22 protein-coding genes are annotated in these 23,696 nt (G+C 65.1%); 9 read left to right on the forward strand and 13 right to left on the reverse strand.

All coding sequences use genetic code 11. From position 1 onward, the window contains the following. The first annotated feature begins 90 nt into the window (after positions 1-90). Together KJP29_RS15415 and KJP29_RS15420 are read left to right on the forward strand one after the other, a co-directional pair. Positions 91-1,341, forward strand: coding sequence for an aromatic ring-hydroxylating dioxygenase subunit alpha (locus KJP29_RS15415; RefSeq protein ID WP_218464411.1), 1,251 nt, complete (start codon positions 91-93; stop codon positions 1,339-1,341). Between the two features lie 4 nt (positions 1,342-1,345). Beyond that, positions 1,346-2,431, forward strand: a complete 1,086-nt coding sequence (locus KJP29_RS15420; RefSeq protein WP_218464412.1) for a hybrid-cluster NAD(P)-dependent oxidoreductase — start codon at positions 1,346-1,348, stop codon at positions 2,429-2,431. Between the two features lie 74 nt (positions 2,432-2,505). On the opposite strand, the gene KJP29_RS15425 is transcribed toward KJP29_RS15420, so the two are convergent. After that, positions 2,506-4,761 (reverse strand): adenosylcobalamin-dependent ribonucleoside-diphosphate reductase, encoded by a 2,256-nt coding sequence (locus KJP29_RS15425; RefSeq protein ID WP_218464413.1) that lies wholly within the window; start codon positions 4,759-4,761, stop codon positions 2,506-2,508. A gap of 119 nt (positions 4,762-4,880) precedes the next feature. Here KJP29_RS15425 and KJP29_RS15430 point away from each other — a divergent pair, with 119 nt between their 5' ends. Continuing rightward, complete coding sequence (locus KJP29_RS15430; RefSeq protein ID WP_218464414.1) at positions 4,881-5,342, forward strand: DUF1489 domain-containing protein; 462 nt, start codon at positions 4,881-4,883, stop codon at positions 5,340-5,342. A gap of 9 nt (positions 5,343-5,351) precedes the next feature. Here the strand turns inward: KJP29_RS15430 and KJP29_RS15435 are convergent, their stop codons facing one another. Next, complete coding sequence (locus KJP29_RS15435) at positions 5,352-5,804, reverse strand: Lrp/AsnC family transcriptional regulator (protein WP_218464415.1); 453 nt, start codon at positions 5,802-5,804, stop codon at positions 5,352-5,354. Beyond that, positions 5,801-6,259: an Lrp/AsnC family transcriptional regulator gene (locus KJP29_RS15440; RefSeq protein ID WP_218464416.1), complete on the reverse strand. Its 459-nt coding sequence runs from the start codon at positions 6,257-6,259 to the stop codon at positions 5,801-5,803. Before KJP29_RS15440 ends, KJP29_RS15435 begins: the two co-directional genes overlap by 4 nt. Positions 6,260-6,526: 267 nt before the next feature. On the opposite strand from KJP29_RS15440, the gene KJP29_RS15445 reads away from it, so the two are divergent. The 3 genes from KJP29_RS15445 (at position 6,527) to KJP29_RS15455 (ending at position 9,901) form a co-directional block, all read left to right on the forward strand. Further along, entirely contained in the window at positions 6,527-7,660 is a 1,134-nt protein-coding gene (locus KJP29_RS15445) for a Hint domain-containing protein (RefSeq protein ID WP_218464417.1), read from the forward strand. Between the two features lie 167 nt (positions 7,661-7,827). Next, positions 7,828-8,850 carry a ketol-acid reductoisomerase gene (gene ilvC, locus KJP29_RS15450; protein ID WP_218464978.1) on the forward strand — a complete coding sequence of 341 codons (1,023 nt, stop codon included), beginning with the start codon at positions 7,828-7,830 and terminating at the stop codon, positions 8,848-8,850. A 115-nt stretch (positions 8,851-8,965) separates the two neighbouring features. Then, positions 8,966-9,901 (forward strand): DMT family transporter, encoded by a 936-nt coding sequence (locus KJP29_RS15455; RefSeq protein ID WP_218464418.1) that lies wholly within the window; start codon positions 8,966-8,968, stop codon positions 9,899-9,901. Here the strand turns inward: KJP29_RS15455 and KJP29_RS15460 are convergent. Both KJP29_RS15460 and KJP29_RS15465 read right to left on the reverse strand, forming a co-directional pair. Next, complete coding sequence (locus KJP29_RS15460; RefSeq protein ID WP_218464419.1) at positions 9,879-11,195, reverse strand: HAMP domain-containing sensor histidine kinase; 1,317 nt, start codon at positions 11,193-11,195, stop codon at positions 9,879-9,881. The genes KJP29_RS15455 and KJP29_RS15460 overlap by 23 nt on opposite strands. Beyond that, the gene (locus tag KJP29_RS15465; protein WP_218464420.1) at positions 11,195-11,866 is read right to left on the reverse strand and encodes a response regulator transcription factor; all 672 of its coding nucleotides are present in this window, start codon (positions 11,864-11,866) and stop codon (positions 11,195-11,197) included. Before KJP29_RS15465 ends, KJP29_RS15460 begins: the two co-directional genes overlap by 1 nt. Positions 11,867-12,082: 216 nt before the next feature. On the opposite strand from KJP29_RS15465, the gene KJP29_RS15470 reads away from it, so the two are divergent. Further along, positions 12,083-13,240 (forward strand): S1C family serine protease, encoded by a 1,158-nt coding sequence (locus tag KJP29_RS15470; RefSeq protein WP_218464421.1) that lies wholly within the window; start codon positions 12,083-12,085, stop codon positions 13,238-13,240. Positions 13,241-13,470: 230 nt separating this feature from the next. Here the strand turns inward: KJP29_RS15470 and KJP29_RS15475 are convergent, their stop codons facing one another. The 8 genes from KJP29_RS15475 to KJP29_RS15510 form a co-directional block, all read right to left on the reverse strand. Then, positions 13,471-13,986, reverse strand: a complete 516-nt coding sequence (locus tag KJP29_RS15475; RefSeq protein ID WP_218464422.1) for an Rrf2 family transcriptional regulator — start codon at positions 13,984-13,986, stop codon at positions 13,471-13,473. Between the two features lie 228 nt (positions 13,987-14,214). Further along, entirely contained in the window at positions 14,215-15,021 is an 807-nt protein-coding gene (locus tag KJP29_RS15480; RefSeq protein WP_218464423.1) for an enoyl-CoA hydratase/isomerase family protein, read from the reverse strand. Next, positions 15,018-16,826: an AMP-binding protein gene (locus KJP29_RS15485; protein ID WP_218464424.1), complete on the reverse strand. Its 1,809-nt coding sequence runs from the start codon at positions 16,824-16,826 to the stop codon at positions 15,018-15,020. Before KJP29_RS15485 ends, KJP29_RS15480 begins: the two co-directional genes overlap by 4 nt. After that, positions 16,823-17,320, reverse strand: a complete 498-nt coding sequence (locus KJP29_RS15490; RefSeq protein WP_218464425.1) for a MarR family winged helix-turn-helix transcriptional regulator — start codon at positions 17,318-17,320, stop codon at positions 16,823-16,825. Before KJP29_RS15490 ends, KJP29_RS15485 begins: the two co-directional genes overlap by 4 nt. Beyond that, positions 17,320-18,612: a TRAP transporter large permease gene (locus tag KJP29_RS15495; protein ID WP_218464426.1), complete on the reverse strand. Its 1,293-nt coding sequence runs from the start codon at positions 18,610-18,612 to the stop codon at positions 17,320-17,322. The genes KJP29_RS15490 and KJP29_RS15495 overlap by 1 nt, the downstream gene beginning before the upstream one ends. After that, positions 18,609-19,151, reverse strand: coding sequence for a TRAP transporter small permease (locus KJP29_RS15500; RefSeq protein WP_218464427.1), 543 nt, complete (start codon positions 19,149-19,151; stop codon positions 18,609-18,611). Before KJP29_RS15500 ends, KJP29_RS15495 begins: the two co-directional genes overlap by 4 nt. Positions 19,152-19,213: 62 nt before the next feature. Next, a complete protein-coding gene (locus KJP29_RS15505; RefSeq protein ID WP_218464428.1) occupies positions 19,214-20,233 on the reverse strand; it encodes a TRAP transporter substrate-binding protein in 1,020 nt (339 codons plus the stop codon). A gap of 105 nt (positions 20,234-20,338) precedes the next feature. Beyond that, positions 20,339-21,355: an LLM class flavin-dependent oxidoreductase gene (locus KJP29_RS15510; RefSeq protein WP_218464429.1), complete on the reverse strand. Its 1,017-nt coding sequence runs from the start codon at positions 21,353-21,355 to the stop codon at positions 20,339-20,341. 242 nt (positions 21,356-21,597) lie between these two features. Here KJP29_RS15510 and KJP29_RS15515 point away from each other — a divergent pair, with 242 nt between their 5' ends. After that, positions 21,598-22,893, forward strand: a complete 1,296-nt coding sequence (locus KJP29_RS15515) for a hypothetical protein (RefSeq protein ID WP_218464430.1) — start codon at positions 21,598-21,600, stop codon at positions 22,891-22,893. 10 nt (positions 22,894-22,903) lie between these two features. Further along, positions 22,904-23,680, forward strand: a complete 777-nt coding sequence (locus KJP29_RS15520) for a hypothetical protein (RefSeq protein WP_218464431.1) — start codon at positions 22,904-22,906, stop codon at positions 23,678-23,680. Positions 23,681-23,696 lie beyond the last annotated feature (16 nt).

The following is a 23,696-nucleotide window of genomic DNA, read 5'->3' on the forward strand; positions in this document are numbered from 1 at the left end:
AGGTGCCGGGTCAGACGACTCAGTCATGATCCGCATCTCGAAACCTCTTAACCGCGGCCCAACCGCCGCGGGTCCTTACGGAGACACACCATGTTGAGCACGTCGGACGTCCTTTCCCAGCTCATGCGCCGCACGCCGGGCCATTCCCTGTCGCAAGACCTTTATTGCGACGAGGGCACGTTCGCCGCCGACATGGAACACATCTGGTATCGCGAATGGCTCTACGCCGTTCCGGCCGTGGAGATCGCGAAGCCCGGCGCCTATGTCGTTTATGAGGTCGGCGCCTATTCCGTGATCATCGTGCGGGGCAACGACAACGAGATCCGCGCCTTCCACAACTCCTGCCGCCATCGTGGCTCGGTGCTGTGCAAGACCAAGAAGGGCATCAACCCGAAGCTCGTCTGCCCCTACCACCAGTGGACCTACGAACTGGACGGCACGCTCCTTTGGGCCCGCGACATGGGGCCGGACTTCGTTCCGTCGAAACACGGGCTGAAGCCGGTGCATGTGCGCGTGCTCTCGGGTCTCGTCTATGTTTGCCTTGGCCAGCACGCCCCGGACTTCGAGGCTTTCGCAGCCCTCGCCGCGCCCTATCTCGCGCCGCACGACCTGACGAATGCCAAGGTCGCCTTCCAGTCCACGATCATCGAGAATGGCAACTGGAAGCTCGTGTGGGAAAACAACCGCGAGTGCTATCACTGCGCGGGCAACCACCCGTCGCTTTGCCGCACCTATCCCGAGGACCCGAAGATCTCGGGCATCACCGAGGACGGGACGTTCCCCGAGGTGGTCGAGGCACATTGGAAACGGCTCGAGGCTGCGGGCGCGCCGTCGCGGTTCGAACTGGACCCCATGGGACAATACCGGGTCGCCCGCATGCCGCTCCTCGGCGCTGCGCAGTCCTACACGATGGACGGCAAATGGGCGGTGGCCAAGAAGCTGGGTTCCATAAGGGACGAGACCCCCGGCACGCTTCTGAAATTCCATTACCCGACGACCTGGAACCACTTCCTGGGCGACCATTCGATCACCTTCCGCGTCACGCCCAAGACCAACATGACGACCGAGGTGCAGACCACCTGGCTCGTGAACAAGGAAGCGGTGGAAGGCGTCGACTACGACCTCAAACGGCTCACCGAAGTCTGGGAGCACACCAACGACGAGGACCGCGAAGTGGTCGAGAACAATCAGCGCGGCATCCTGTCGCCCGCCTATGAGCCCGGCCCCTATTCGCCGACCCATGAGAGCGGGAACCTGCAGTTCGTGGATTGGTATGCCAAGACGATGATCCGCGCGATCACCGGTCCTGTCGCCTCCGCTTCGACCATCGCGGCGGAATAAGCGGATGGCTGGCCAACCCGCCCTCACCGTCTCGGCCGACGCAGGCATCTGGAAAGACGACGAAATCCTCGAATGCTGCGCCGTGGTGCCCGAGGCCCCGAATGTCGCGACCTTCAGCTTTGTCTCGCCCTCGGGCGACGTGTTCCGCTATCTTCCCGGCCAGTTCGTGACGCTGGAACTGCCGGTGCCCGGCGGCACCGTGTGGCGCACCTATACGATCTCGTCCTCGCCCTCGCGCCCGCTCACGCTCGCCGTCACGGTCAAGGCGCAGGAGGGCTCAGTCGGCGGACGCTGGATGCTCGACCACCTGCGCCCCGGCATGAAGATCAAGGCGACCGGTCCGGCGGGCATCTTCACAATCCAGCCGCGCGAGCAGAAGAAATACCTGTTCATCTCGGCAGGCTCCGGCATCACGCCCACCCTGTCGATGACCACCTATCTCTACGACCGGGGTGCGGGCACGGACATCGTGTTCCTGCACTGCGCCAAACGTCCGAGCGACATCATCTGCCGCCAGCGGCTTGAAATGATGGCCGCGCGGGTGCCGGAACTGAAGCTCTATTTTCTCGTGGAGGAAGACGACCCCTATCTGGTCTGGACGGGTCTGCGCGGGCGGCTCAATCAGCTCATGATCGGCCTCATCGCGGGCGACTACATGGAGCGCGAGGTCTACTGCTGCGGCCCCGAGCCCTTTATGAACGCAGTGCGCGAAATGCTCATCGGTCTTGGCTACGACATGGACCGCTATTCGCAGGAAACCTTTGTCGCGCCGGTGAAGACCGAGGAACAGCTTCCCGAGAACGACGACGTCGTGCTTGACGACGCCGCCGAGGCGAGCGTGACCTTCGCGACCTCCGAGATCACGGCGACCTGCTCGGAAACCGACACGCTTCTGGCCGTCGCCAGAGCCAACGGAATCGTCATCCCCTCCGGCTGCACCTTCGGCGTCTGCGGCACCTGCAAGACCCGCAAGCTCTCGGGCGAGGTCCACATGGTCCACAACGGCGGGATTTCCGACGACGACATCGAAGCGGGCTATGTGCTGGCCTGCTGCTCGCACCCCATCGGGGCGGTCGAACTCGAGGCCTGACGCACCCTTCGAATTGAAAACGACCGCGCCTGCAAGAGCGCGGTCGTTTTTTGCTGTCCGGTCGGGCTACGCCCTCACCCGCACTTCGAATGACCGCAGGAGGCGCAGGTCATGCAGCCTTCGATCATGCGCATGTCGTATTGGCCACAAGAGGGACAGGCCTTGCCCCTGTTCTGGCCGATGGACACGACCTGTGCCGCCGTCGGGTCGGATTTGAGCCCCATCCCTTCGCCCGCGAGGAACCCCGTGGCGACCATGTGTTTCTCGATCACGCCGCCGATGGCCGCGAGGATGGAGGGAATGTATTTGCCCTGCATCCAGGCACCGCCGCGCGGGTCGAAGACCGCTTTCAACTCCTCGACCACGAAGGACACGTCTCCGCCGCGCCGGAACACCGCTGAAATCATCCGCGTCAGTGCCACGGTCCAGGCGAAGTGCTCCATGTTCTTCGAATTGATGAAAACCTCGAACGGTCGGCGATGCCCGGCCACCAGCAGGTCGTTGATCGTGATGTAGATCGCATGCTCACTATCGGGCCACTTGAGCTTGTAGGTCGCCCCTTCGAGCTCTTGCGGACGGTCGAGCGGTTCGGAGATATAGACGACGTCGCCCGACTGATCCTGTTCTGGAACATCCTCGGACTTTTCGCTTACCGACAGCACCGATCCGGTGACCTCGTTCGGGCGGTACGTGGTGCAGCCCTTGCACCCGGTTTCCCAGGCCTGCAGGTAGACGTCCTTGAACTCGTCGAAGGAAATATCCTCCGGGCAGTTGATCGTCTTGGAAATCGAGCTGTCGACCCATTTCTGCGCCGCCGCCTGCATCTTGACGTGATCTTTGGGCGCGAGCGTCTGGGCGTTCACGAAGTACTCGGGCAGCTCGCGGTCTCCGAACTTGTCGCGCCACATCTGGACGGCGTAGTCCACCACCTCTTCCTCGGTGCGCGAGCCATCCTTTTGCAGGACCTTGCGCGTGTAGGCATAGGCGAAGACCGGCTCGATCCCCGACGACACGTTACCCGCATAAAGGCTGATCGTCCCGGTGGGCGCGATGGACGTGAGCAGCGCGTTGCGGATGCCGTGCTCGCGGATCGCGTCGCGCACGTCCTCGTCCATGTGTTTGAGCGACCCGGAGGCGAGATAGGCCTCGGCGTCGAAGAGCGGGAACGGTCCCTTCTCCTTCGCAAGCTCAACGCTGGCGAGGTAGGACGCCCGCGCAATGGCCTTCATCCAGACCTCAGTCTGTGCCGCGGCCTCGTCCGAACCATAGCGCAGGCCCAGCATGAGGAGCGCGTCAGCGAGCCCGGTGACGCCCAGCCCGATCCGGCGCTTCGCCTGCGCTTCCTGCCGCTGCGCCTCCAGGGGAAAACGCGAGGCGTCTACCACGTTATCCATCATGCGCACGGCGGTCGCGACCAACTCGTCCAGCGCCGCGATATCGAGCGCCGCGTCCTCCTCGAACGGGTTCGTCACCAGCCGCGCCATGTTGATCGAACCCAGAAGACAGGCGCCATAGGGCGGCAGCGGCTGTTCACCGCAGGGGTTCGTGGCCGCGATGGTCTCGCAATAGGCCAGGTTGTTCATCTGGTTGATGCGGTCGATGAAGATGACACCCGGCTCGGCATAGTCATAGGTCGCCTTCATGATCTGGTTCCACAGATCGCGCGCCTCCACGGTGTGATAGACCGTGCCGCCAAAGGTCAGCTCCCAAGGCCCGTCGGCCTTGACCGCTTCCATGAAGTCGTCGGTGACGAGGACCGACATGTTGAACATGCGCAGCCGCGCTGCGTCCGACTTGGCGGTGATGAAGTCGCGGATATCGGGGTGGTCGCAGCGCATGGTGGCCATCATCGCGCCGCGACGGCTGCCCGCCGACATGATGGTGCGACACATGGCATCCCAGACGTCCATGAAGGACAGAGGCCCCGAGGCATCGGCGGCGACGCCCTTCACGCCCGACCCGCGCGGCCGGATGGTCGAGAAGTCATAGCCGATCCCCCCGCCCTGTTGCATGGTCAGCGCGGCTTCTTTCAGCATGTCGAAGATGCCGCCCATGCTGTCGGGGATCGTGCCCATGACGAAGCAGTTGAAGAGCGTCACATTGCGCGCCGTGCCGGCACCGGCGGTGATCCGGCCCGCGGGCAGGAACTTGAAGTCTTCCAGCGCGCCGAAGAAGCGGTCTTCCTGCGTGGGTTCGCTTTCGGACAGGGCGCGCGCGATGCGCCGCCAGGTGTCCTCGACGCTCGCGTCACGCGGCGTGCCGTCCGCCTCCTTGAGCCTGTATTTCATATCCCAGATCTGTTCTGCGATCGGGGCGGCAAAGCGGGTCATGGCACGTCCTTTTGAACGGGAAGGATGGTATTCTCTGGCTGGCCCCGGTTGATTCAGCGCCGGGGGAGACCCATCATAGCGTGAAGATACAGTGGTGTCATCCCGCCGAGGCCAAAGATATGGTGGCGTTAAGGATTTTCGAGGAGCGGGCCGTGGGGCATGTGAATTTGGTCAAACTCTGCGTCGGAGCCGAAACGGTCGAGGACCTGACGGCCTGGCAGAAGATGCGCGCCGGCGGCGATCCAAGCTATGAACCGCGTCATGTCACCCGCATGTGGCCCAAGCGCGAGGCCGAGGTGCTGGCGGGCGGGTCGCTCTATTGGGTCTTCAAGGGCCTGATCCTCGCACGGCAACCCATTGTGCGTTTCGACGAGGTGATCGGCGAGGACGGCATCCGGCGCTGCGGTCTGGTCCTGGGTCGCGAGGTCGTCCTCACGTCGCCCGCCCCGCGCCGCCCGTTTCAGGGCTGGCGCTACCTCGACCCCGCGGACGCGCCCCGCGATCTGCCCAGAGGTCGGAAAAGCGAAACGCCGCTGCCCCGCGACCTGGAAATCGCGCTCTCCGAAATCGGCATCCTATAGCACAGCAGGTCAGATCGGGCCGGGCAGCCGTTCCTCGGACAGGAGCACATTGGCCTCGAACTCGCCGACACCGGGCAGGGTCATGATCCTGCGCCGCAGGATGCGCTCGAAATCGGTCAGGTCCCGAGCCACGATCCTGAGGCGATAGTCGTAAAGCCCGAGCACATGGTGCACGAGCTGCACCTCGGGGATCGCTGCCACCGCCCGTTCGAAATCCTCGAGGCTAACCCTGCCCTTCGTGGCGAGCTTGATGCCGAGAAACACCGTGACGCCGAAGCCCAACGCCTCGTGGTCGATCTCGACCCGGCGCCCAGCGAGGATGCCCTCCGCCTGCAATCGTTTGACGCGCCGCCAGGCCGCCGGCTGCGACAGGCCGTGCCGCCGCCCAAGCTCGCCTGCCGAAAGCGTCGCGTCCTCGGACAGGTCCCGCAGGAAGGCGCGATCCACGTCGTCCAGCATCATAGCGGCAGACTTTCTTTTTCTAGCACCCGCGCCACCTGCATGAGTGCCTCGATGTCCGCGATATGAGGCAAGGTCAGGATCCGGGTCCGGTAGATCTGTTGGTAATGCGCCATGTCTCGCGCGACGACGTGGAGCCGCACATCGACCTTGCCCAGAAAGGTCTGGATCTGTGTCACCTCGGGCACTTCACGCGCCGATGCCATGAATTCGTCAAAGGCGCGCGGGTTGGATTTTTCCAGCGTGAAGCGAAGGCTCACCTCGACGGCATAGCCCAGTTTGGTCCAGTCGATCACCGCGTGCTGACCCCGGATCACACCTTCCCGCGTCATCCGTTCGATCCGGCGGGAGGCCGTGGCTTGCGTCACGCCCGCGAACTCGGCCAGTCGCGCAATGGATAAGTCGGGTTCCGCGAGGAAACGCCTCAGGAGCCGCCGATCCGTGTCGTCAATGCGCATCGTTCATAAGCCAATCCCTGATTCCCCGCATGAACCATGCGTTATCGCATCTGGCAGCCAAGTTGCACACGAAATCGGCATCCTGTGCGGTGCATGTACCGGACGGACGAAAATGTGAGACCTGCAATCCGAGTAAAGCAACATTTCTCTGGCAGGTGAGACGGTTTGGCGCGATGGTCCCCGAAAGAGCAGATGGCGGCGGGACAACAGGGCAGCACGCCCGGACCGGCGCCGCGACAATCGACCTGAGGCAAACCCGACGTGGCAGTGCGGACGATATACGTCTTTGCGACGAACGCCGTGACGATCACGCGCGCCAATGGTGCGTCGACCAGTCAATCGGACGTTCTCGGCAATGCGCTCAACGGTAACGCGTTCAGCTGGGAGAACCCTCATAACCTCGCCCTGACCTTCGGCACGACCACCACGGCGATCACGCTGGACGATGCCGACGGGGTGCTGGGTGATGATCCCTATTCCGGATCCAACGTCGTCGACCAGCGGCTCACGCAGCCGGTGACGATCAACGGGCAGACGTTCACACCCTCCCCCAGCACGGTGCGTTGGGCCAATCCTCCGCCCGTCACGGTCGAAAACGAATACGAGGTCACGCTCTACGACGCCGCCGGCCTCGCGTATCGCATGGTCGGGATTTCGATCACAACGGGCTACTCGACGCAGGTTGTCGGCGTCGCCTTCGACGGGGCCGCGCCCCCGTCGGGCACGACGCTCTATTACCTTCAGGGACAGTCGAGCTATGGCGGCACCGGCCAGACCGTTACCAATCCGACGACGGTGCCCTGTTTCCTCGCGGGCACGTTGATCGACACGCCTAAAGGGCCGGTGCCGGCGGAGCGACTTGCCGCCGGCGACCGGGTATTCACCCTGGACAGCGGCGCGAAGAAGCTCCGTTGGGTAGGCCGGAGCGTGGTGGACGGGACCGGTTCCTGCGCGCCGATCCGGATCCGCGCCGGGGTCCTGGGCAACCGGCGCGACCTTTTCGTGTCGCCCAACCACCGGGTTCTGATCGAAGCCTGGGTGGCCGAATTGCACTTCGGCCAGAGACAGGTGCTGGTCCCCGCCAAGGCGCTGGTCGACGGCGTGAACGTTCTGGAGGTGCCGATGGCGCAGGCGGACTACGTCCATCTCCTGTTGCCCCGGCACGAACTGGTGTTTTCCGAAGGCGTGGCGAGCGAAAGCCTCTTCGTGTCGGAGATGGGGCTGGGTGCCTTCGGGCCAGAGGCGCGCGCGGACCTGTCGGCGGTCATTACACGACGCGACCTGATCAGCCAGAAGCTCGCCCGCACGGCCCTGACCGTGGCCGAAGCACGCGCGATGCAGGTCTTCGCGCGCAGCCGGAAGACGCGGACGGGTCGCCCGTTCATGGCTTTGGCATCCTGAAGGAGCAGACTGACCGGGCGAGGCCTTGCGCATGATTTCTGCGAAACTTCGAAAATGCGCGCATGACTACGACCAAATTTCTCCAATCCATCGCGAATTTGCACGGAACTTCGCCTGAGAATCCCTATGCTCCGCCGGGACGAAAACAGAAGGAGCATGGCATGACCCTGCGCGTTTACTACGATCGCGACTGCGACGTGAACATCATCAAGGACATGAAAGTCGCCATCCTCGGCTATGGCTCGCAAGGCCACGCCCACGCGCTCAACCTGCGCGATTCGGGTGCGAAGAACGTCGTCGTGGCGCTGCGCGAAGGCTCGCCCTCGGCCAAGAAAGCCGAAGGTGAAGGGCTCAAGGTCATGGGCATCGCCGAAGCCGCCGCCTGGGCCGACCTGATCATGTTCACCATGCCCGACGAACTTCAGGCCGAGACCTACAAGAAATACGTCCACGACAACCTGCGTGACGGCGCCGCGATCGCCTTTGCCCACGGTCTGAACGTCCACTTCGGCCTGATCAACCCGAAGCCCGGCGTCGACGTCATCATGATGGCCCCCAAGGGCCCCGGCCACACCGTGCGTGGCGAATACGTCAAAGGTGGCGGCGTGCCCTGCCTTGTGGCCGTGCATCAGGACGCGACCGGCAAGGCCATGGAAATCGGCCTGTCCTATTGCTCCGCCATTGGTGGCGGCCGCTCGGGCATCATCGAGACCAATTTCCGCGAAGAGTGCGAAACCGACCTCTTCGGCGAACAGGCCGTGCTCTGCGGCGGTCTCGTCGAGCTGATCCGCATGGGCTTCGAGACCCTCGTGGAAGCGGGCTACGCCCCGGAAATGGCCTATTTCGAGTGCCTGCACGAAGTGAAGCTGATCGTGGACCTGATCTACGAAGGCGGCATCGCGAACATGAACTATTCGATCTCGAACACCGCCGAATACGGCGAATACGTCTCAGGTCCGCGCGTTCTGCCCCGCGAGCAGACCAAGAAGGCCATGAAAGAGATCCTGACTGACATCCAGACCGGCAAGTTCGTGCGTGACTTCATGCAGGAAAACTCGGTCGGCCAGCCGTTCTTCAAGGGCACCCGCCGTCTCAACGACGAGCACCAGATCGAACAGGTCGGCGAGCGTCTGCGCGGCATGATGCCGTGGATTTCGGCCGGCAAGATGGTCGACAAGGCGAAGAACTGATCCTTACGGATCAGGCAGGCGAAGAACCAATTCGCTACATTGGCTGACGCCCCGGCGTCACGGATTGACCCCGGCCTCGCGCCGGGGTCTTTCGTTTGAGAGAGAAGGAGACACCATGGACCGCCAGATCACCGCGAAGAGCTGGGTTCTCCTGCTTGTACTGGGCCTCGTCTGGGGCTCGACCTTCCTCATCATCGAGATCGCGCTCGGTGGCGTCGGGCCGTTCTGGCTCGCCGCGTCGCGGGTGATCTTTGCGGCGCTGCTGATGACCGTCGTCTGGACGCTCAGGGGCTTTCGGCTCTTCGCCAGTCCTGCTTCGGGGCGGGACTGGCTCAACCTCGTTTTCGTGGCCCTCTCCTCCTCCACCTTCCCCTTCATGCTGCTCGCCTGGGGCCAGCAGAGCGTGACCTCGGCCTTCGCAGGCGTGACCATGGCGACGGTGATCTTCATCGTCCTGCCGCTCGCCCATTTCACCATCCCGGGCGAACGGATGCGGCTGCGCTCCACCGTCGGCTTTGTCGTGGGCTTCGCGGGCGTCGTGCTGCTCATCGGCGGGCAGGTCTTCACCTCGACCGGCGCCGAACACGAATTCGCGGGCCGCCTCGCCGCTCTCGGGACGGCGGCCTTCTACGCCGTCGGGTCGGTCCAGATGCGCCGCCTGCCGACCTGCGACCCCATCGGGCTCGCGGCCGTGCTGATGATCATCGGCGCGGTGGCGATGGTGCCGATCGTGCTGCTGGTGGAAGGTCCGCCGCCGCTCCCGGCCCCGGCCATCCTCGGCTCGCTGGTGTTTCTGGGACTCGTGCCCACGGCGGCGGCGAATTTCATCCGGGTCTACCTGATCCGCACGGTGGGGCCGACCTTCATGGGACTCGTGAACTACATCGTGCCGGTGGTGTCGACCCTGCTGGGCGCACTTGTCCTGTCCGAGCCGCTTCCGGCGACGCTCCTCGCCGCGCTCACGGTGATCCTCGCGGGCATGGCCATCAGCCAGTGGGAGGCGCTCGCCCGCCTTGGCCGCAGGCTCCTCAGCCGCGAAACCGCATCGTGACGACAAGTCCCGGCGCATTGTCGCCAAGCGTCAGTTCCGCGCCATGGGCCTCGGCAATCGCCGCCACGAGTGCAAGGCCCAGCCCGTTGCCCGGCGTCGTGCGCGAGTGTTCAAGCCGGTAGAGGCGGCGCAGCACCTTGTCGCGTTCGTCCTCGGGAATACCCGGGCCCCGGTCCGCAACCGACAGCCGGTCGCCCGACACACGAACCGCGATCTCGCCCCCTTCACCTGCGTGGCGCAACGCGTTCTCGATGAGATTGGCGAGCGCCTGACCGATGAGGTCGGCGTCACCTTCGACTTGGGACGGACCGTCAACAGCGAGGGAGATGATCACGCCTTCATCTTCGCCCGAAGGCTGGTAAAGCTCCACGATCCGACCCGCCACCTCGCCCAGATCGACAGGCGCGAAACGTTCACGCACACGCCCACCTTCGATCCGCGCGATCTCCAACAAGGCCCTGAACACCGCCACGGCATGATCGGCTTCGTCTTTCGCCCGCGTCGCAAGGCGCTGTTCCTCGCCCTCGGGCAGGCGCTCTTCAAGCTCCGAAAGCAGCACGCCGATCCGTTGCAGCGGCGTGCGCAGGTCATGGGCGATGTCGGTGGTCACCTGCCGGAGCGTTTCGGTCGCAAGCTCCTGCTTCGTGGCCATGCGGTTCACCCCGGCGCCGATCACCGACAGGTCGTCGCCCGTCCCGTCCTCCCGCGTGCGCGCCGACAGATCCCCGCCCGCGATCCGGCCCAGCACCGCCTCGATCCGCGCCACCCGGCGGGCCGAGCGCGTCGCGATCCAGACCCCGAGGGTGAGCGACAGCAGCACCGTCGGGATGAGCGAGAAGAACAGAAGGTTCAGGAAGGTCTCGTCCAGCTCCGACACCGGGCCAAGCGACCGGGCCACGATCAGGACGCCGCCGGACAACCGCCGTGAATCGTTGACATAACCAGCCTCGGACAATCGCATGCCGTCCAGCGCCTCGAACCCGATGACGCCGTCGCGCAGATAGCCCTGTGCGTTGCCCGTGCTGCGCTGGTCAAACCCCAGAAAGACATAGACCGCATCGCGCGGGTCCGTCACCCGCGCCCGCGCGGCCACCAATGTGCGCAGGGCAGAGGGCGTCGCGGCCACGTCGAAACTCGCCAGATCCTGCGAGACCCCGTCCTTGATCTCGGCCACCGTATCCGCCCTGAGCTTGAGCCAGGCGCCCCCCAGTGACAAGAGGTTCACGAGCGCGACCACCGCGACGAGGATCATCGCCTGCCGGACGGGCGTGGAACGGAGAAGCCTGTTCTGCATCAGTCGTCGATCCGGTAACCCGCGCCACGCACGGTGCGGATGAGGTCGTGATCGAAGGGCTTGTCGACCTTGGCCCTGAGCCGCGAGATATGGGTCTCGACCACATTGGTCCCGGGGTCGAAATGAATGTCCCAGACGCTTTCGAGCAGCATGGTGCGCGTCTGCACCCGCCCCTTGCGCCGCATGAGGTGTTCAAGGAGCGCAAACTCGCGCGGCAAGAGGTCAATCTCCTGCCCCCGGCGCAGCACCCTGCGACGCACGAGGTCCATCTCCAGATCCCCGACCCGGAGCACGGTTTCCTCCTGCGACAGGGGCGGCCGCCGGATCAGGGCGGCGATCCGCGCCGAAAGCTCGCCAAAGGCGAAGGGTTTCACGAGGTAGTCGTCTCCACCGGCCTCGAGCCCCTCGATCCGGTCTTCGACCCCGCCTATGGAGGTCAGGAAGATCGCGGGCGTCACCACATGGGCGGCGCGCAGCGCCTTGACCAGCGACAGTCCGTCGAGCCCCGGAAGCATCCGGTCCACTACCAGCGCGTCATAGCTCCCGGCCATGGCCTGCCCCAGGGCATCGCGCCCGTTGGACAGGTGATCGACCACATGGCCTTCTTCCGCGAAGCCACGGGCGATGAAATCGGCGGTGGTCTGGTCATCCTCGACCACGAGAATACGCATCGGCACGTCCCCTTTGTTCAAAGTCTAGGGCTATGCCACGCTAATTGCAGCCGATTTCCGCTCGCGCCAGTCCCGATCACCGGCGAGTGAAGAAGATTACGCATCTGCAACCTTCGCGCCCTTTCCCTGCAATCTCCCGGTCCCAGATTGGCGTCATGCAGCGAGAGGCCCCCGTCTCTTGCGCAGAGGAACACAGGACTGAAAGGACAGCCGAGCATGTTGAAACAGACGATCAGGTCCCGGATCGCACCCGCCGTCGCAGTGACCGCGCTTCTCGCGGGCGGCGCGCTGACGACCATCGACACGACCATCGCCACTCCGGCCTATGCCGCAGCGCCGGTCGCCGGCGGATACGTCGATCTCGTCGAACAGGTCGCGCCCGCCGTGGTCACCATCGAAGTGACCCAGAAGCTCCCGGATGCGGCCGAGATGCAGGGCCAGCGCGGTCTGCAAGGTCAGCAGATGCCGGAAGGCTTCGAGGAATTCGCCCGACGCTTCGGCTTTGAAATGCCGAACGGCCAGCAGGTCGAGCCGCAACCCATGCAGGGCGCAGGCACCGGGTTCATCATCTCCGAGGATGGACGGGTCGTGACCAACGCCCATGTCGTGCGTAACGCCGACGAAGTCGAGGTCACGCTGTCAGACGGGCGCACGCTGAGTGCCGAGGTGATCGGCGCCGACACGGCCACTGACATCGCCCTTCTCAAGGTCGAGGCCGAGGGGCTTCCTGCCCTGAACTTCGGAGAATCCGAGGCGCTCAAGGTCGGCCAGAACGTCATCGCCATGGGCAACCCCTTCGGTCTGGGCAACACCGTCACCACGGGTATCGTCTCGGCCCTCGGCCGCGACCTGCGGTCCGGTCCCTTTGACGACTTCATCCAGACCGACGCCGCCATCAACCGTGGCAACTCGGGCGGCCCCCTCATGGACGAGGCGGGCAATGTGATCGGTATGAACACGGCGATCATCTCGCCCACCGGCGGGTCCATCGGGCTCGGCTTTGCGGTGCCTTCGGATCTGGTCAAGGAAGTGGTCGCGGATCTCTCCGATGACGGCGCGGTGGATCGCGGCTGGCTCGGCGTCCAGATCGAACCGGTAAGCGACGAAGTCGCCGCAGCGCTTGGGATGGAGAACGAGCGTGGCACGATCATCGCCGAGGTGATGGAGGACACCCCCGCCAAGGAGGCGGGCCTCATGCAGGGCGACATCGTCACGATGGTGAACGGTGCGGCCATCGACGGCCCCCGTGGCCTGACCCGGGCTATCGCGGGCGACCAGCCGGGTGCGACGGTGGAGCTGACGCTCCTGCGAAAGGGCAAGGAAATGACGCTCGACGTCACCCTTGGACAACGCGACGTGGAACAGCCGGCCTGATCTCCCCGGTTCTCTCGAAAGAGACCACGTCACTCTGTGAGGTCGCCGGTTCGTTCCCTTCCCGGCGGCCTCACTCCATCGCGACATCGATCCCCGCGCCCTCTCGTCCCCTTCGGGGCGCGGCCGAGCGGGACCGACCTGCACGGTTTCGCCGTCTGGCCGTCGGAGATATTCTCCGGCGGCCTTTTTGTCTCTGTCTGAAACCCTACGACGTGTCGGACGTCCGACGCTCACTCGCCGGCAAGCAACTCGCGCTGTTCGAAACAGGCCGCACGTGAGCGAAGCTCCACGACCTCCTCTTCGCGGCCCGCTCCGCTGGCGGACAGAAGCACCTCGAGCCCGCTGTTTCCGTCGATCAGATCCTTGAGCGAGACCTCGTCAAGCGTGCTGTAGAAGGCTTCGATCGCCCTGCGAAGATGCCCCGTAAGTCGGCAGGTCTCCGTCAGCGGGCAATTCCGGTTCGCCACGTCGAAGCATTCTGTGAAGGGAACGTCGGCTTCGAAGTCCCGAAACAGTTTACCGATTGAAATATCTTCCGGCGCACGCGCCAGCATCAGGCCACCGCCCCGCCCCCGGCGGGTATGGACGTATCCGAAGAGCTGCAACTGGTGGATGACCTGAGCCAGGTGGTTCCCGGAGGCATTCGTCGCTTCCGCAATGGCGACCGACTTCACGGTGCCCTCGGAATTGACGCCGCAATACATGAGCACACGCGCTGCCAGGTTCGTCCTCAGTGTCAGTCTCATGCTGCGCCATCCTCCTAAATTCACAGCCCAGACTTGTCTTTCCGGGTGCTGTAATCCTTGACCTGTGTCAAAGCGCGCACCCTTTGTACGGTAAGGTTCATTCAGGGCGACAAAAAAGTTTACCAAGTTAATGTATTTTTGTTCAAGCAGCGGGAATGTGCCCAACCTGCCGCAGTCAGGGCAATTTAATTATCAATCCATAACTTGAGTCAGGCCCCGAAACGCCGGTCAGCGGCCCGAGTAACGCGCCCGCCGCCTTTCGACAAAGGCGCGGGGGCCCTCGCGGGCATCTTCGGTCGCCATGACACGGTCCATCGCCTGGGTTTCGAGCGCGAAGCCCTCCTCGAAGCTCCGCCCGTGGATCGCGGTCGCCACCGACTTGATTTCGGCCAGCGCGCGCGGGCCATTGGCGGCGATACGCTCGGCGATGGCACGGGCGCGGGTCAGCACCTCGGCCCCGGGCACCACGTGGTTGACGAGCCCCAGCGCGGCCAGCCGCTCCGCCGGGACCATGTCGCCGGTCAGGAGAAGCTCCATCGCCACCGCCTGAGGCAGCTGACGGGGCAGACGCGCGAGTGCGCCGGCAAAGGGGATCAGCGCATGGCGCGCCTCGGGCAGGCCGAAGAGCGCATGGTCGGCCGCGACGCGAATGTCCGTGCCCAGCATCAGCTCGAACCCACCGGCAAGACAGTGCCCGTTGATGGCCGCGATGATGGGCTTGGGAAAATCCCAGCCCTTGAAGGACGAACGGAAGAGCACTTCCCGGTCCGCGACGAGCCGCCGGTCCCAGTCATCCTCCGGCTCGCGGTCGCCGGTCAGAAGCGGCAAGGTCCGGCCAAGATCGCCGCCCGAACAGAAGCTCTTTTCCCCTGCCCCGGTCAGGATCATGACGCGCACATCGTCATTGGCGCGCAGTTCCTCGAACAGGTCCGCCATCCGGCAAATGAGTTCAGGCGACAGCGCGTTGTACCTCTCGGGGCGATTGAGCGTGACCGTCGCCACGCCCTCGGCCAGATCGCACAGAAGGACGCTCATGCCGCGACCACGGTCAAACTGATCGGCATGCCCGCGAGGGCGGCTCGGATCCGGTTCTCGTCCGTCGCCGGAACGCAAACGGTGGTGTCCAGCCGGTCGTCGATCTCGATCCGGACAGCGACCCCGAGCTTGTCCGCCTCGGTCTCGATCGCCCAACGGATCGCCCGGTCGCGCAGCGCGGGCTTGAAGATCTTGCCCACCGGGGTCAGGGGCATCGTCTCGACCGCCTCGATCCGCTTGGGCAGTGCGACGGGGTCCTCGATGCGCGGCTTCAGGAAGGCCGTCAACTCGCCCTCCTCCGGCTTCCAGCCGTCCCGGGTCTGGATGAAAGCGACCGGCAATTCTCCCGCATAGCTGTCCGGCATCCCGATGGCCGCCGCGGCCTCGATCTTCGGATGGGCCAGAAGCGCGTCCTCGATCATCTGCGGGTCGATGTTGTGCGCGCCCCGGATGATGATGTCCTTCTTGCGCCCGGTGATGAACAGACGCCCCTCGGCATCGATCATCCCCAGATCACCGGACACGAGCCAGCCGCCGTCGAGAAACGTCCCGACGTTGCGCGACGGGTCCGAATAGCCTGCGGCGACGTTCGGGCCGCGCAGGGCGATGATCCCTGTCTTGCCGGGGCCGAGCACCTTGGCCGGATCGGCATCGCCGTCCGTTTCGCCAAGAATGGCAACCTCGGTGAAGGGCAGACGCAGACCGCAGGACAGGGGGGTGCGCGGTCCCTGCACCGGCTCCACCGCGATGGCCCCGGCACATTCGGTCATCCCAAGGATGTTGCGCACCGGCACGCCAGTGTCCCTCTCGGCCGCCTGCGCAAGTTCCGTGGGCAAGGGCGACCCCCCGACGAGGAACGCGCGCAGGGTCGAGATATCGGAGATGATCGGCTGGCTTTTAACCGCACCAAGCAGTGTGGGCACGAGCCCCAGAACGGTCGCGCGATACCGCTCGACCATTTCCCAGATGCGCCCGGTGAAGGCGGTGTTGCGCATGCCCAGACGGCCCGGAACGATCAGGGTGCCGCCCGCCGACAGTGTGGACAAGCCATAGACGAAAGCCCCCGCCACGTGGAACAGCGGAAAGCCGTTCACCACGACGTCGTCCTCGACGAGGTCGTGCATGAGAACGCAGGATCGCGCGACATGGGCTTCGTTGCGCCTGAGGTGTTGCACCATCTTCGGCGCGCCGGTCGTGCCGCCGGTGTGATAGAAGGCGGCGATTGCCCTCTCGTCGCCTTCGACCGCGACCGGGTCGCCCGGCGCCGCGATCATTTCCTCGAAGACACCATCGGCGCCGGGCGAAGGCGCGTCCGCGTCGCAGGCGAGGATCGGAAGGTCGATGCCCTCATCCCGAAGCGCGGGCACCAGCGTGGACCAGTAATTTAGATCGCCGTTCACGCCCATCACCACCACGCAGGCCGCGTCACTGGCCCGGATCAGCGCGGCGACATGGTCGGGCTTGAGCATCGGATTGATCGGGCAGGCCCGTCCCGCGATCTGCGCGCCCCAGAGTGCGACCTGACCGCTGACCGTGTGCTGGGTGAGAATGGCTACCGAGCGCCTGGAGGTGACACCCAGCGCACGGAACACCCGCGCCGCGCCCATGATCCGGCCCGCGAAATCGGCATAGGTCACGACCTCGTTCCGGTCCGGGTCCGTCGCGTCATTGAGGTAGCGGATCGCCACAGCGTCCGGGCGGGCCTCTGCCTGCGCGCGGATCATGTCCCAGGGGGTGCGCGCGGGAAAGACCGCCTCGTATCCCTGCGCCTCCAGCCGTCGGATGTCCTCCAGCGTCGCGATCATGCCATGCCTCCGAATTCGGTTCTGAGGTTTGCGTCCACGCGGGCCAGCAGCGAAAGCAGGAGCCCCTTGTCCTCGGACGAAAGGCCCGCCGTCACCATCGCCTCATGCGCCCGCACCTCGCCCTCCAGCGCGGCAAGCTTGTCCACCCCGCCCGCTGTCAGAAACACACGGCGCACCCGTTTGTCCGTCGCCGTCTTGCGCCGTTCGATCCAGCCTTCTTTCGTCAGCGTTTCGAGGATAGGCACCAATGACGAACGATCGAGGAAAATCGCCTCGGCCAGTCGCGCCTGCGGGATACCGGGGTTCGCCTCGACGATCTTGAGAAGGCCGAAGTAGCGCGGCGCGGAGCCATGCCCCGTCACCCTCTGCTCGAAAATCTTGTAGGACGCGATCTGCAACAGCCGGATCTGGTAGGAGACCGACCCGTCCAGCGCGTCGGGCACGACCACATCAGCCACGTCGCGCATCACCACGTTCTGCCCTTCCCCGGACATCAGTTCATGCTCCCCGGCAACCAGAGCACGATGGCGGGGAAGGCAATCAGCAGCAGCAACCGGACGATGTCGATTGTCACGAAGGGCAGCACGCCCTTGAAGATCGTGACGAGCGACACCCGACTCGCGATCGAGTTGATGACATAGACATTCATGCCTACCGGCGGGGTGATCAGCCCGAGTTCGACGGTCATCACGACGATCACCCCGAACCAGATCGGGTCGAAGCCCAGTTGCGTGATCACCGGAAAGACGATGGGGATCATCAGGATGATCATTGCCATGGCGTCCAGAAAACAGCCCATGACGAGAAACAGAAGGAGGATCAGCGCGAGCGTGCCATAGCGCCCCGCGCCCAGCTCGGTCAGGAAGGCGGTGATCTCCTGCGGGACCTGCGTGATGGCGAGGAAATAGCCAAAGAGCGTGGCCCCGATCAGCACCACGTAGATCGCGACCGAGGTCCGCAGCGCCTCGACGAGACTGTCCATGAGCGACGTCATGGTAAGCCGCCCGCGCATGAATCCGATGATCGCGGTGAGCAGCGCGCCTGCTGCGGCCGCTTCGGTCGCGGTGACGATCCCGAAGTAGATCGACAGGATCACGGCAAGGAACAGAAGCCCCACCGCCCAGACCCCACGCAGGGCGGCGAGGCCCTCGGACAGCCGAAACGGCGCGGCAGCAGGCAACTGGCGGCCATACCAGAAACGCACGGTGAGCATATACATGAGAACGGCGAGGATGCCGGGCACCACGCCCGCGATGAACAGTTCGCCGATGTCGGTTTCGGTCATGAAACCATAGATAGCGAGCACGACGGAGGGCGGGATCAGGATGCCCAGGGTGCCGCCCGCGGCGATGATCCCGGTGGCGGCTTTGTCGGAATAGCCGGCATCCTTCATCTCGGGATAGGCGATCTTGGTCATCGTGGCGGCGGTGGCGACGGACGAGCCGCAGATCGCCGCGAAGCCCCCGCAGGCCCCGACCGAGGCGAGGCCAAGCCCACCCTTGAACCCGCCAAGCCAGGCACGTCCGGCCCGGAAAAGCTCGCTCGACATACCGGAATTGGTGGCGAGCACGCCCATGAGGACGAAGAACGGGATGAGCGTCAGGTTGAAGTCGGTGACCGTGGAAATCGGAGACTGGGCAAGCAGGTTGAGCGCGGGCTTCCAGCCCACGACGCTCGCGAAACCGCCGATGCCGACGATGCCCATGGCGATCCCGATGGGCACGCGTACGGCCATGAGCGCGAAGAGGACGACGAATCCGCCCGTTGCGATCAGTTCGTTGCTCATTTCTTCTGGTCCTCGATGAGCTCGGCGTCGATCCCGTCGAATTCGCCAAGGTCGCTGCCGCGCCTGAGGATGAGAAACAGGCGAACCCCGGTCGCGAAGACCGCGGCCAAGAGCCCGACCCAGATCGCGAGGAAAAACGGCCAATGCGGCAGGCGCAGATCCATCGTGGCATCCCCCCCGCCAATCGCGCTCATCACCCGGCCCCAGATTTTCCAGGTGAGCGTTACGGTGAAGACGAAGAGCACCGCCCAGGCAAAGGCATTGAGCCAGCGTCTGGCCCGCGGCCCCACCGCCTGTGCGAGAAGGTCCACCTTGATGTGGGTGCCGTGATAGGCGACCGAAGCGAGGCCCCAGGCGATGGCGACGCCCAGCACCAGCCGCGACAGGTCGAAGGCGTCGGGCAAGGGTCGTGCGAAACCGTAGCGACCGATGGCCGACACCACGATCAGCACGGTGACGAGGCCCAGAACGGCCCCCGCGACACGTTCGATGAACCAGATGGCCGCGCGGATCGGGCGGCCTGCGGGCGTATTGTCCACAGCGGTCTTCCCAGAATCAAATGCGAAAGGGCGGAGGCGCTGCCCCCGCCCGTGGTGTGGCCTCAGTAGGCCGCGTTATGCTCTTCCAGAGCGGCCTTGTAGGCCTCCAGAATGGCATCCGCATCGCCACCTTTCTCGGTGACGGCAGCCTTCCACTCTTCCGTCAGCGGCGCGGCCGCTTCGATCCAGGCCGCGATCTCTTCTTCTGAGGGCGTGTTGAAGGTCTGGCCTTCAAGCGCCATCAGCTGCTCCTTCGCGGCCATGTCGTCTTCGTACCAGCCCGCCGCGACCTGCCCGGACCATTCCGGGGTGCAGTGATCGTCGATGACGGCCTTGTTTTCGTCCGAGAGCGCTTCATAGGACGCCTTGTTCATGACCATGACCTGTGCGGACAGATAGAAGGGCATGTCGAGGTGCACCGGCACTTCTTCCGTCAGGTTGAAGTCGTACATCGACCCCCAGGGAAAGGTCACCGCCTCGGCCGTGCCCTTGGACAGGGCTTCGCGCACCTCGGGGGCAGGCACCTGCACCGGTCCGCCGCCCAGAAGCGAGATGAATCGTGCCATGGTGGCATGGGCGGGACGCACGTTCATGCCGCGCACCTGATCCGGGCTCGTCACGTCCACTTGGCTGTGGAAGGCACCGGGGGCATGCGGGTGAATGAAGCAGGGAATGACATCGGACATTTCCTCCGCCCCGCCATTGGCGAGATACCATTCGTGGATCGCCTTTGCGCCCTCCACACTGTCGGAGACCATGAAGGGCACCTCGGTCAGCGCGTAGATCGGGAAACGACCGGCGGTGTAGCCGGGGTTCACATAGGCCAGATCGACGATCCCGTCCTTGGCCATGTCGTAGTGATCCGGCGCGCGGCCCAGCTGTTGCGCCGGGAAGATCTGGATCTCGATGCGCCCGTCCGAGGCTTCCATCACGGACTGCGCCCAGGGGTCGATGCCCTTGGTCGCGGGGGTGATGGTCGGCGGCACCCAATGCGAAAGGCGCAAGGTGACCTCCTGCGCCATGAGAGCGGCCGGTGCACAGGCCGCGAGAATCGCGCCAAGCGCGAATGTGGTTCTGTTCATGATATCCTCCCTTGGACCCGGTCTCCTCCCCGGGCCTCTGTATTGATGGATATCAAACATTATTCCAAAATCAAGGGACCAGTTGCGAACGCCCGGCCCCTTGCGTCAGCGCCAGCCCATCGCGGGGGCGACGTGGGTCATGATGCTTTCGAGGACATGGGCATTGTAATCGACACCCAGCATGTTGGGCACCGTGAGAAGAAGCGTATCTGCCTCGGCTATGGCCTCGTCCTGCCGGAGATCGTCGATGAGCTTGTCCGGCTCCGCCGCGTAACCGCGACCGAAGATCGACCGCGTCTGGTCGATGAAGCCGACCTGATCGCTCTCTTTGCCGCGCCCGAAATACCGCCGGTCCATATCCGTGGTCAGCGCGAAGATCGAGCGGCTCACCGACACGCGGGGTTCACGGTCATGACCAGCCGCCCGCCACGCCGCGCGATAGGCGCGAATCTGTTTCGCCTGCTGGATGTGGAAGGGTTCGCCCGTCTCATCGTCCTTCAGCGTCGAGCTTTGCAGGTTCATGCCCATTTCGGCCGCCCAGCGCGCCGTCGCATCCGACCCGGCGCCCCACCAGATCCGGTCGCGCAGCCCCGGCGCATGGGGTTCAAGGCGCAGGAGCCCCGGCGGGTTCGGAAACATCGGGTTGGGGTTCGGCTCCGCGAATCCCTCGCCCTCGAGGAGGTGCAGGAACACCTGCGCGTGACGACGGGCCATGTCGGCGGGGGACTCGCCCTCAGCGGGCTGGTGGCCGAAGTGACGCCAGCCGTCGATCACCTGCTCGGGCGACCCACGACTGATCCCGAGCTGGAGCCGGCCCCCCGAAATCAGATCCGCCGCCCCCGCGTCTTCGACCATATAGAGTGGATTCTCATAGCGCATGTCGATCACGCCGGTGCCGATCTCGATCTTCGAGGTGCGAGCGCCGACCGCGGCGAGCAGGGGAAAGGGCGACGCGAGTTGCCTAGCGTAGTGATGCACCCGGTAATAGGCGCCGTCGATGCCGAGCGCCTCGGCCCGGACGGCAAGCTCGATGGATTGCGTCAACACGTCGGCGGCCGAGCGCACCGCGCTGCCCCGCTCGGGGGACCAATGGCCGAAGGACAGAAAGCCGATGGATTTCATGGGGCGTCTCCGTTGTGGGTCATCTTGCTACATAGGCGCTCGGGCGCGTCTTGGCACCAGCGGGTCCGGCGCATGCCCTGTGCAAGGATGCAGAGGATCAGGCGACCCACCCGGCCCAAGCCACCGCTTGTCCCATGCAACAATCCGCTCACGGCATTGCCATGTTCCCCGTAATTGTAGCCTAACCCCCCGCGCCCTATATTCTTTCAACGACATTGTCTGCCGGCTCGGGGGAGCATCATTTGAACGATACCACGCAATCGCGCGGCCCAGGTCAGATCTCGGACCGCGAGGGGGCGCGCTACGCCCGCGAACTCACCCGCCACCTGCGCTGGCTCGAAAGCTTCACCGGGGTCGCCCTGGGCGTGCTTGCCGCCGCCTCGGGCATCTACACCTACCTCGGCGTACGGTCGCTTCTGGACGACACCGGGGCCTGGACGACCTTCGCGGCTCTATCCTATTCGCTGGCCGTCTCGGTCGGCATCTTCGTCTTCTGGTCCTACATGATGCGGCTTCTGCCCTCGGTCCGGTCGGCGGCCTCGAAGCTCGGGCTTCTGTTGTCCATGGCCCTGGGATCGGTCGCCATTATCGCGATGTCCTCCTGGCTCAATGCCGCCGCGCTTGCCGGGGCGGCGGCGGTGGAGCAACACCTCGCCCATACCGTGCAGGCCTATCAGTCCGAACTGGAACGCGCCCACTCGAACGCCATCGCGGGCCAGTCGCTGGGCCGGGACGTCGCGCGGGTGCGCGAGACCTTCGACGACCTTTCGGCACAGGAGGCCACCGGCGATCTGTCCGGGCTCGCCGGACGCGGTGCGGTGTTCCGCGTTCTCACCCAGAAATCGGCCGAGCTTGCCGGCCTCGAAGCCCAGATCGAGGCGCAGGACGAGGCCGTCGACGCCGCCTTCCAGCAGGGCAACGCCGTCCTTTCGCGGATGCGCAGCCTCTCGGTGGAACCGGGTGCGGTCGAAGGCCGTTCGGTGCGCTTCGCGGAGGAGGCCGTGCGCCTCTCGGGCCTGATCGCGGAGCTTCGCCAGCTGAACGTCGCCCCCCTCGTGGCCCGTGCCGCCGCCGACCTGCGCGACAGTGTCGTGCTGCCCGACCTAGACAGCTCCACGACCGAGGGGCGCGCGGCGCAGTCTTCCACCATCGACAGTGTGATGACCCTGCTTGCCGACCGCGCCTCCACGCTCACCACCGCGGCGAACGAGGTCACGGCCCTGCCCGAACCGTCGGAGATCGAATACACCCCGCTCTCCGCCGCCGACGCGGTGATCCGCTATGCCGGGAACTTCGTGCCAAGCTGGGCCGGCGCGATCGCCATCGACCTTCTGCCCGCCGTGCTGGTCTTTGTTCTCATGGTCACGCAGGCGGCAATCCGGCAGGGCATGGGTGCCCAGTCGATCGAGGAGACGATGACCATCGCGGAAATGCGCGCGGCGCTTGCCGCGGCGCGTGAGCTCGATCTGGACCGTCAGCCGACCGACCCATCGCCCACGCCGACCGAGATCGACCGCCAGCTCAAGGCGGCGGAATGAGCGCGCGCCCATGAGCCAATACGACGATCTGCCCGAAGCGCCGCCCTCGGCCATCCGCAAGGCCATGACGGCGGTGATCGCGGCGCAGGTGCTGATCGCGGGACTTCTGGTCGTGTCCGACATCAGCGCAGGACGCACCGGGGCCGATCCTCTGACCCTGCCCACGCCGGGCGGGCCCTCGACGCGGCCCTACAATCCCGAACGCCGCCCCGCCATGCCGGGAGAGACCGAAACCGGGCCGATGGCCGAACGGTTGGAGGTGTCAGGCGAAGGGCCGACCCTGACCCTCACCGGCCAGATCGCCCCCGGCGACGCCCAGCGTATCGGGGACGCGCTCGCAACGCGGGCGAACGCGGGCCAGAGAGTCGAGAGGATCAACCTCGACTCGACCGGGGGATCGGTCTTCGATGCCATCGAGATCGGCGAAACCATCCGCGCCTCCGGCATCGCGACCAACGTGGGCGACAACGCCGTGTGCCTCTCGGCCTGCCCCTATATGCTGGCCGGTGGCACGACCCGCAGCGCCGCGTCCACGGCGCGTGTCGGCGTACACCAACACTATTTCGGCGAGAACACGATCCTGCCCGCCTTCATGGCGGTCGAAGACGTCCAGCGCGGCCAGGCCGAGGTCATGGCCTATCTCACGCGCATGGGCATCGGGCTCGGCGTCATGGAACACGCCATGCGCACGCCGCCCGAACAGATTTACCTTCTCACGCCCGAGGAACTTGTCGATTATGCTTTCGTCACGGAGGCAGACGCCCCGGAGGAACCCGCAGCCCAGTGAGACGGTTTCCTCCCTT

The sequence above is a fragment of the Maritimibacter sp. DP1N21-5 genome (genome assembly GCF_019218295.1).
GTDB lineage: Bacteria > Pseudomonadota > Alphaproteobacteria > Rhodobacterales > Rhodobacteraceae > Maritimibacter.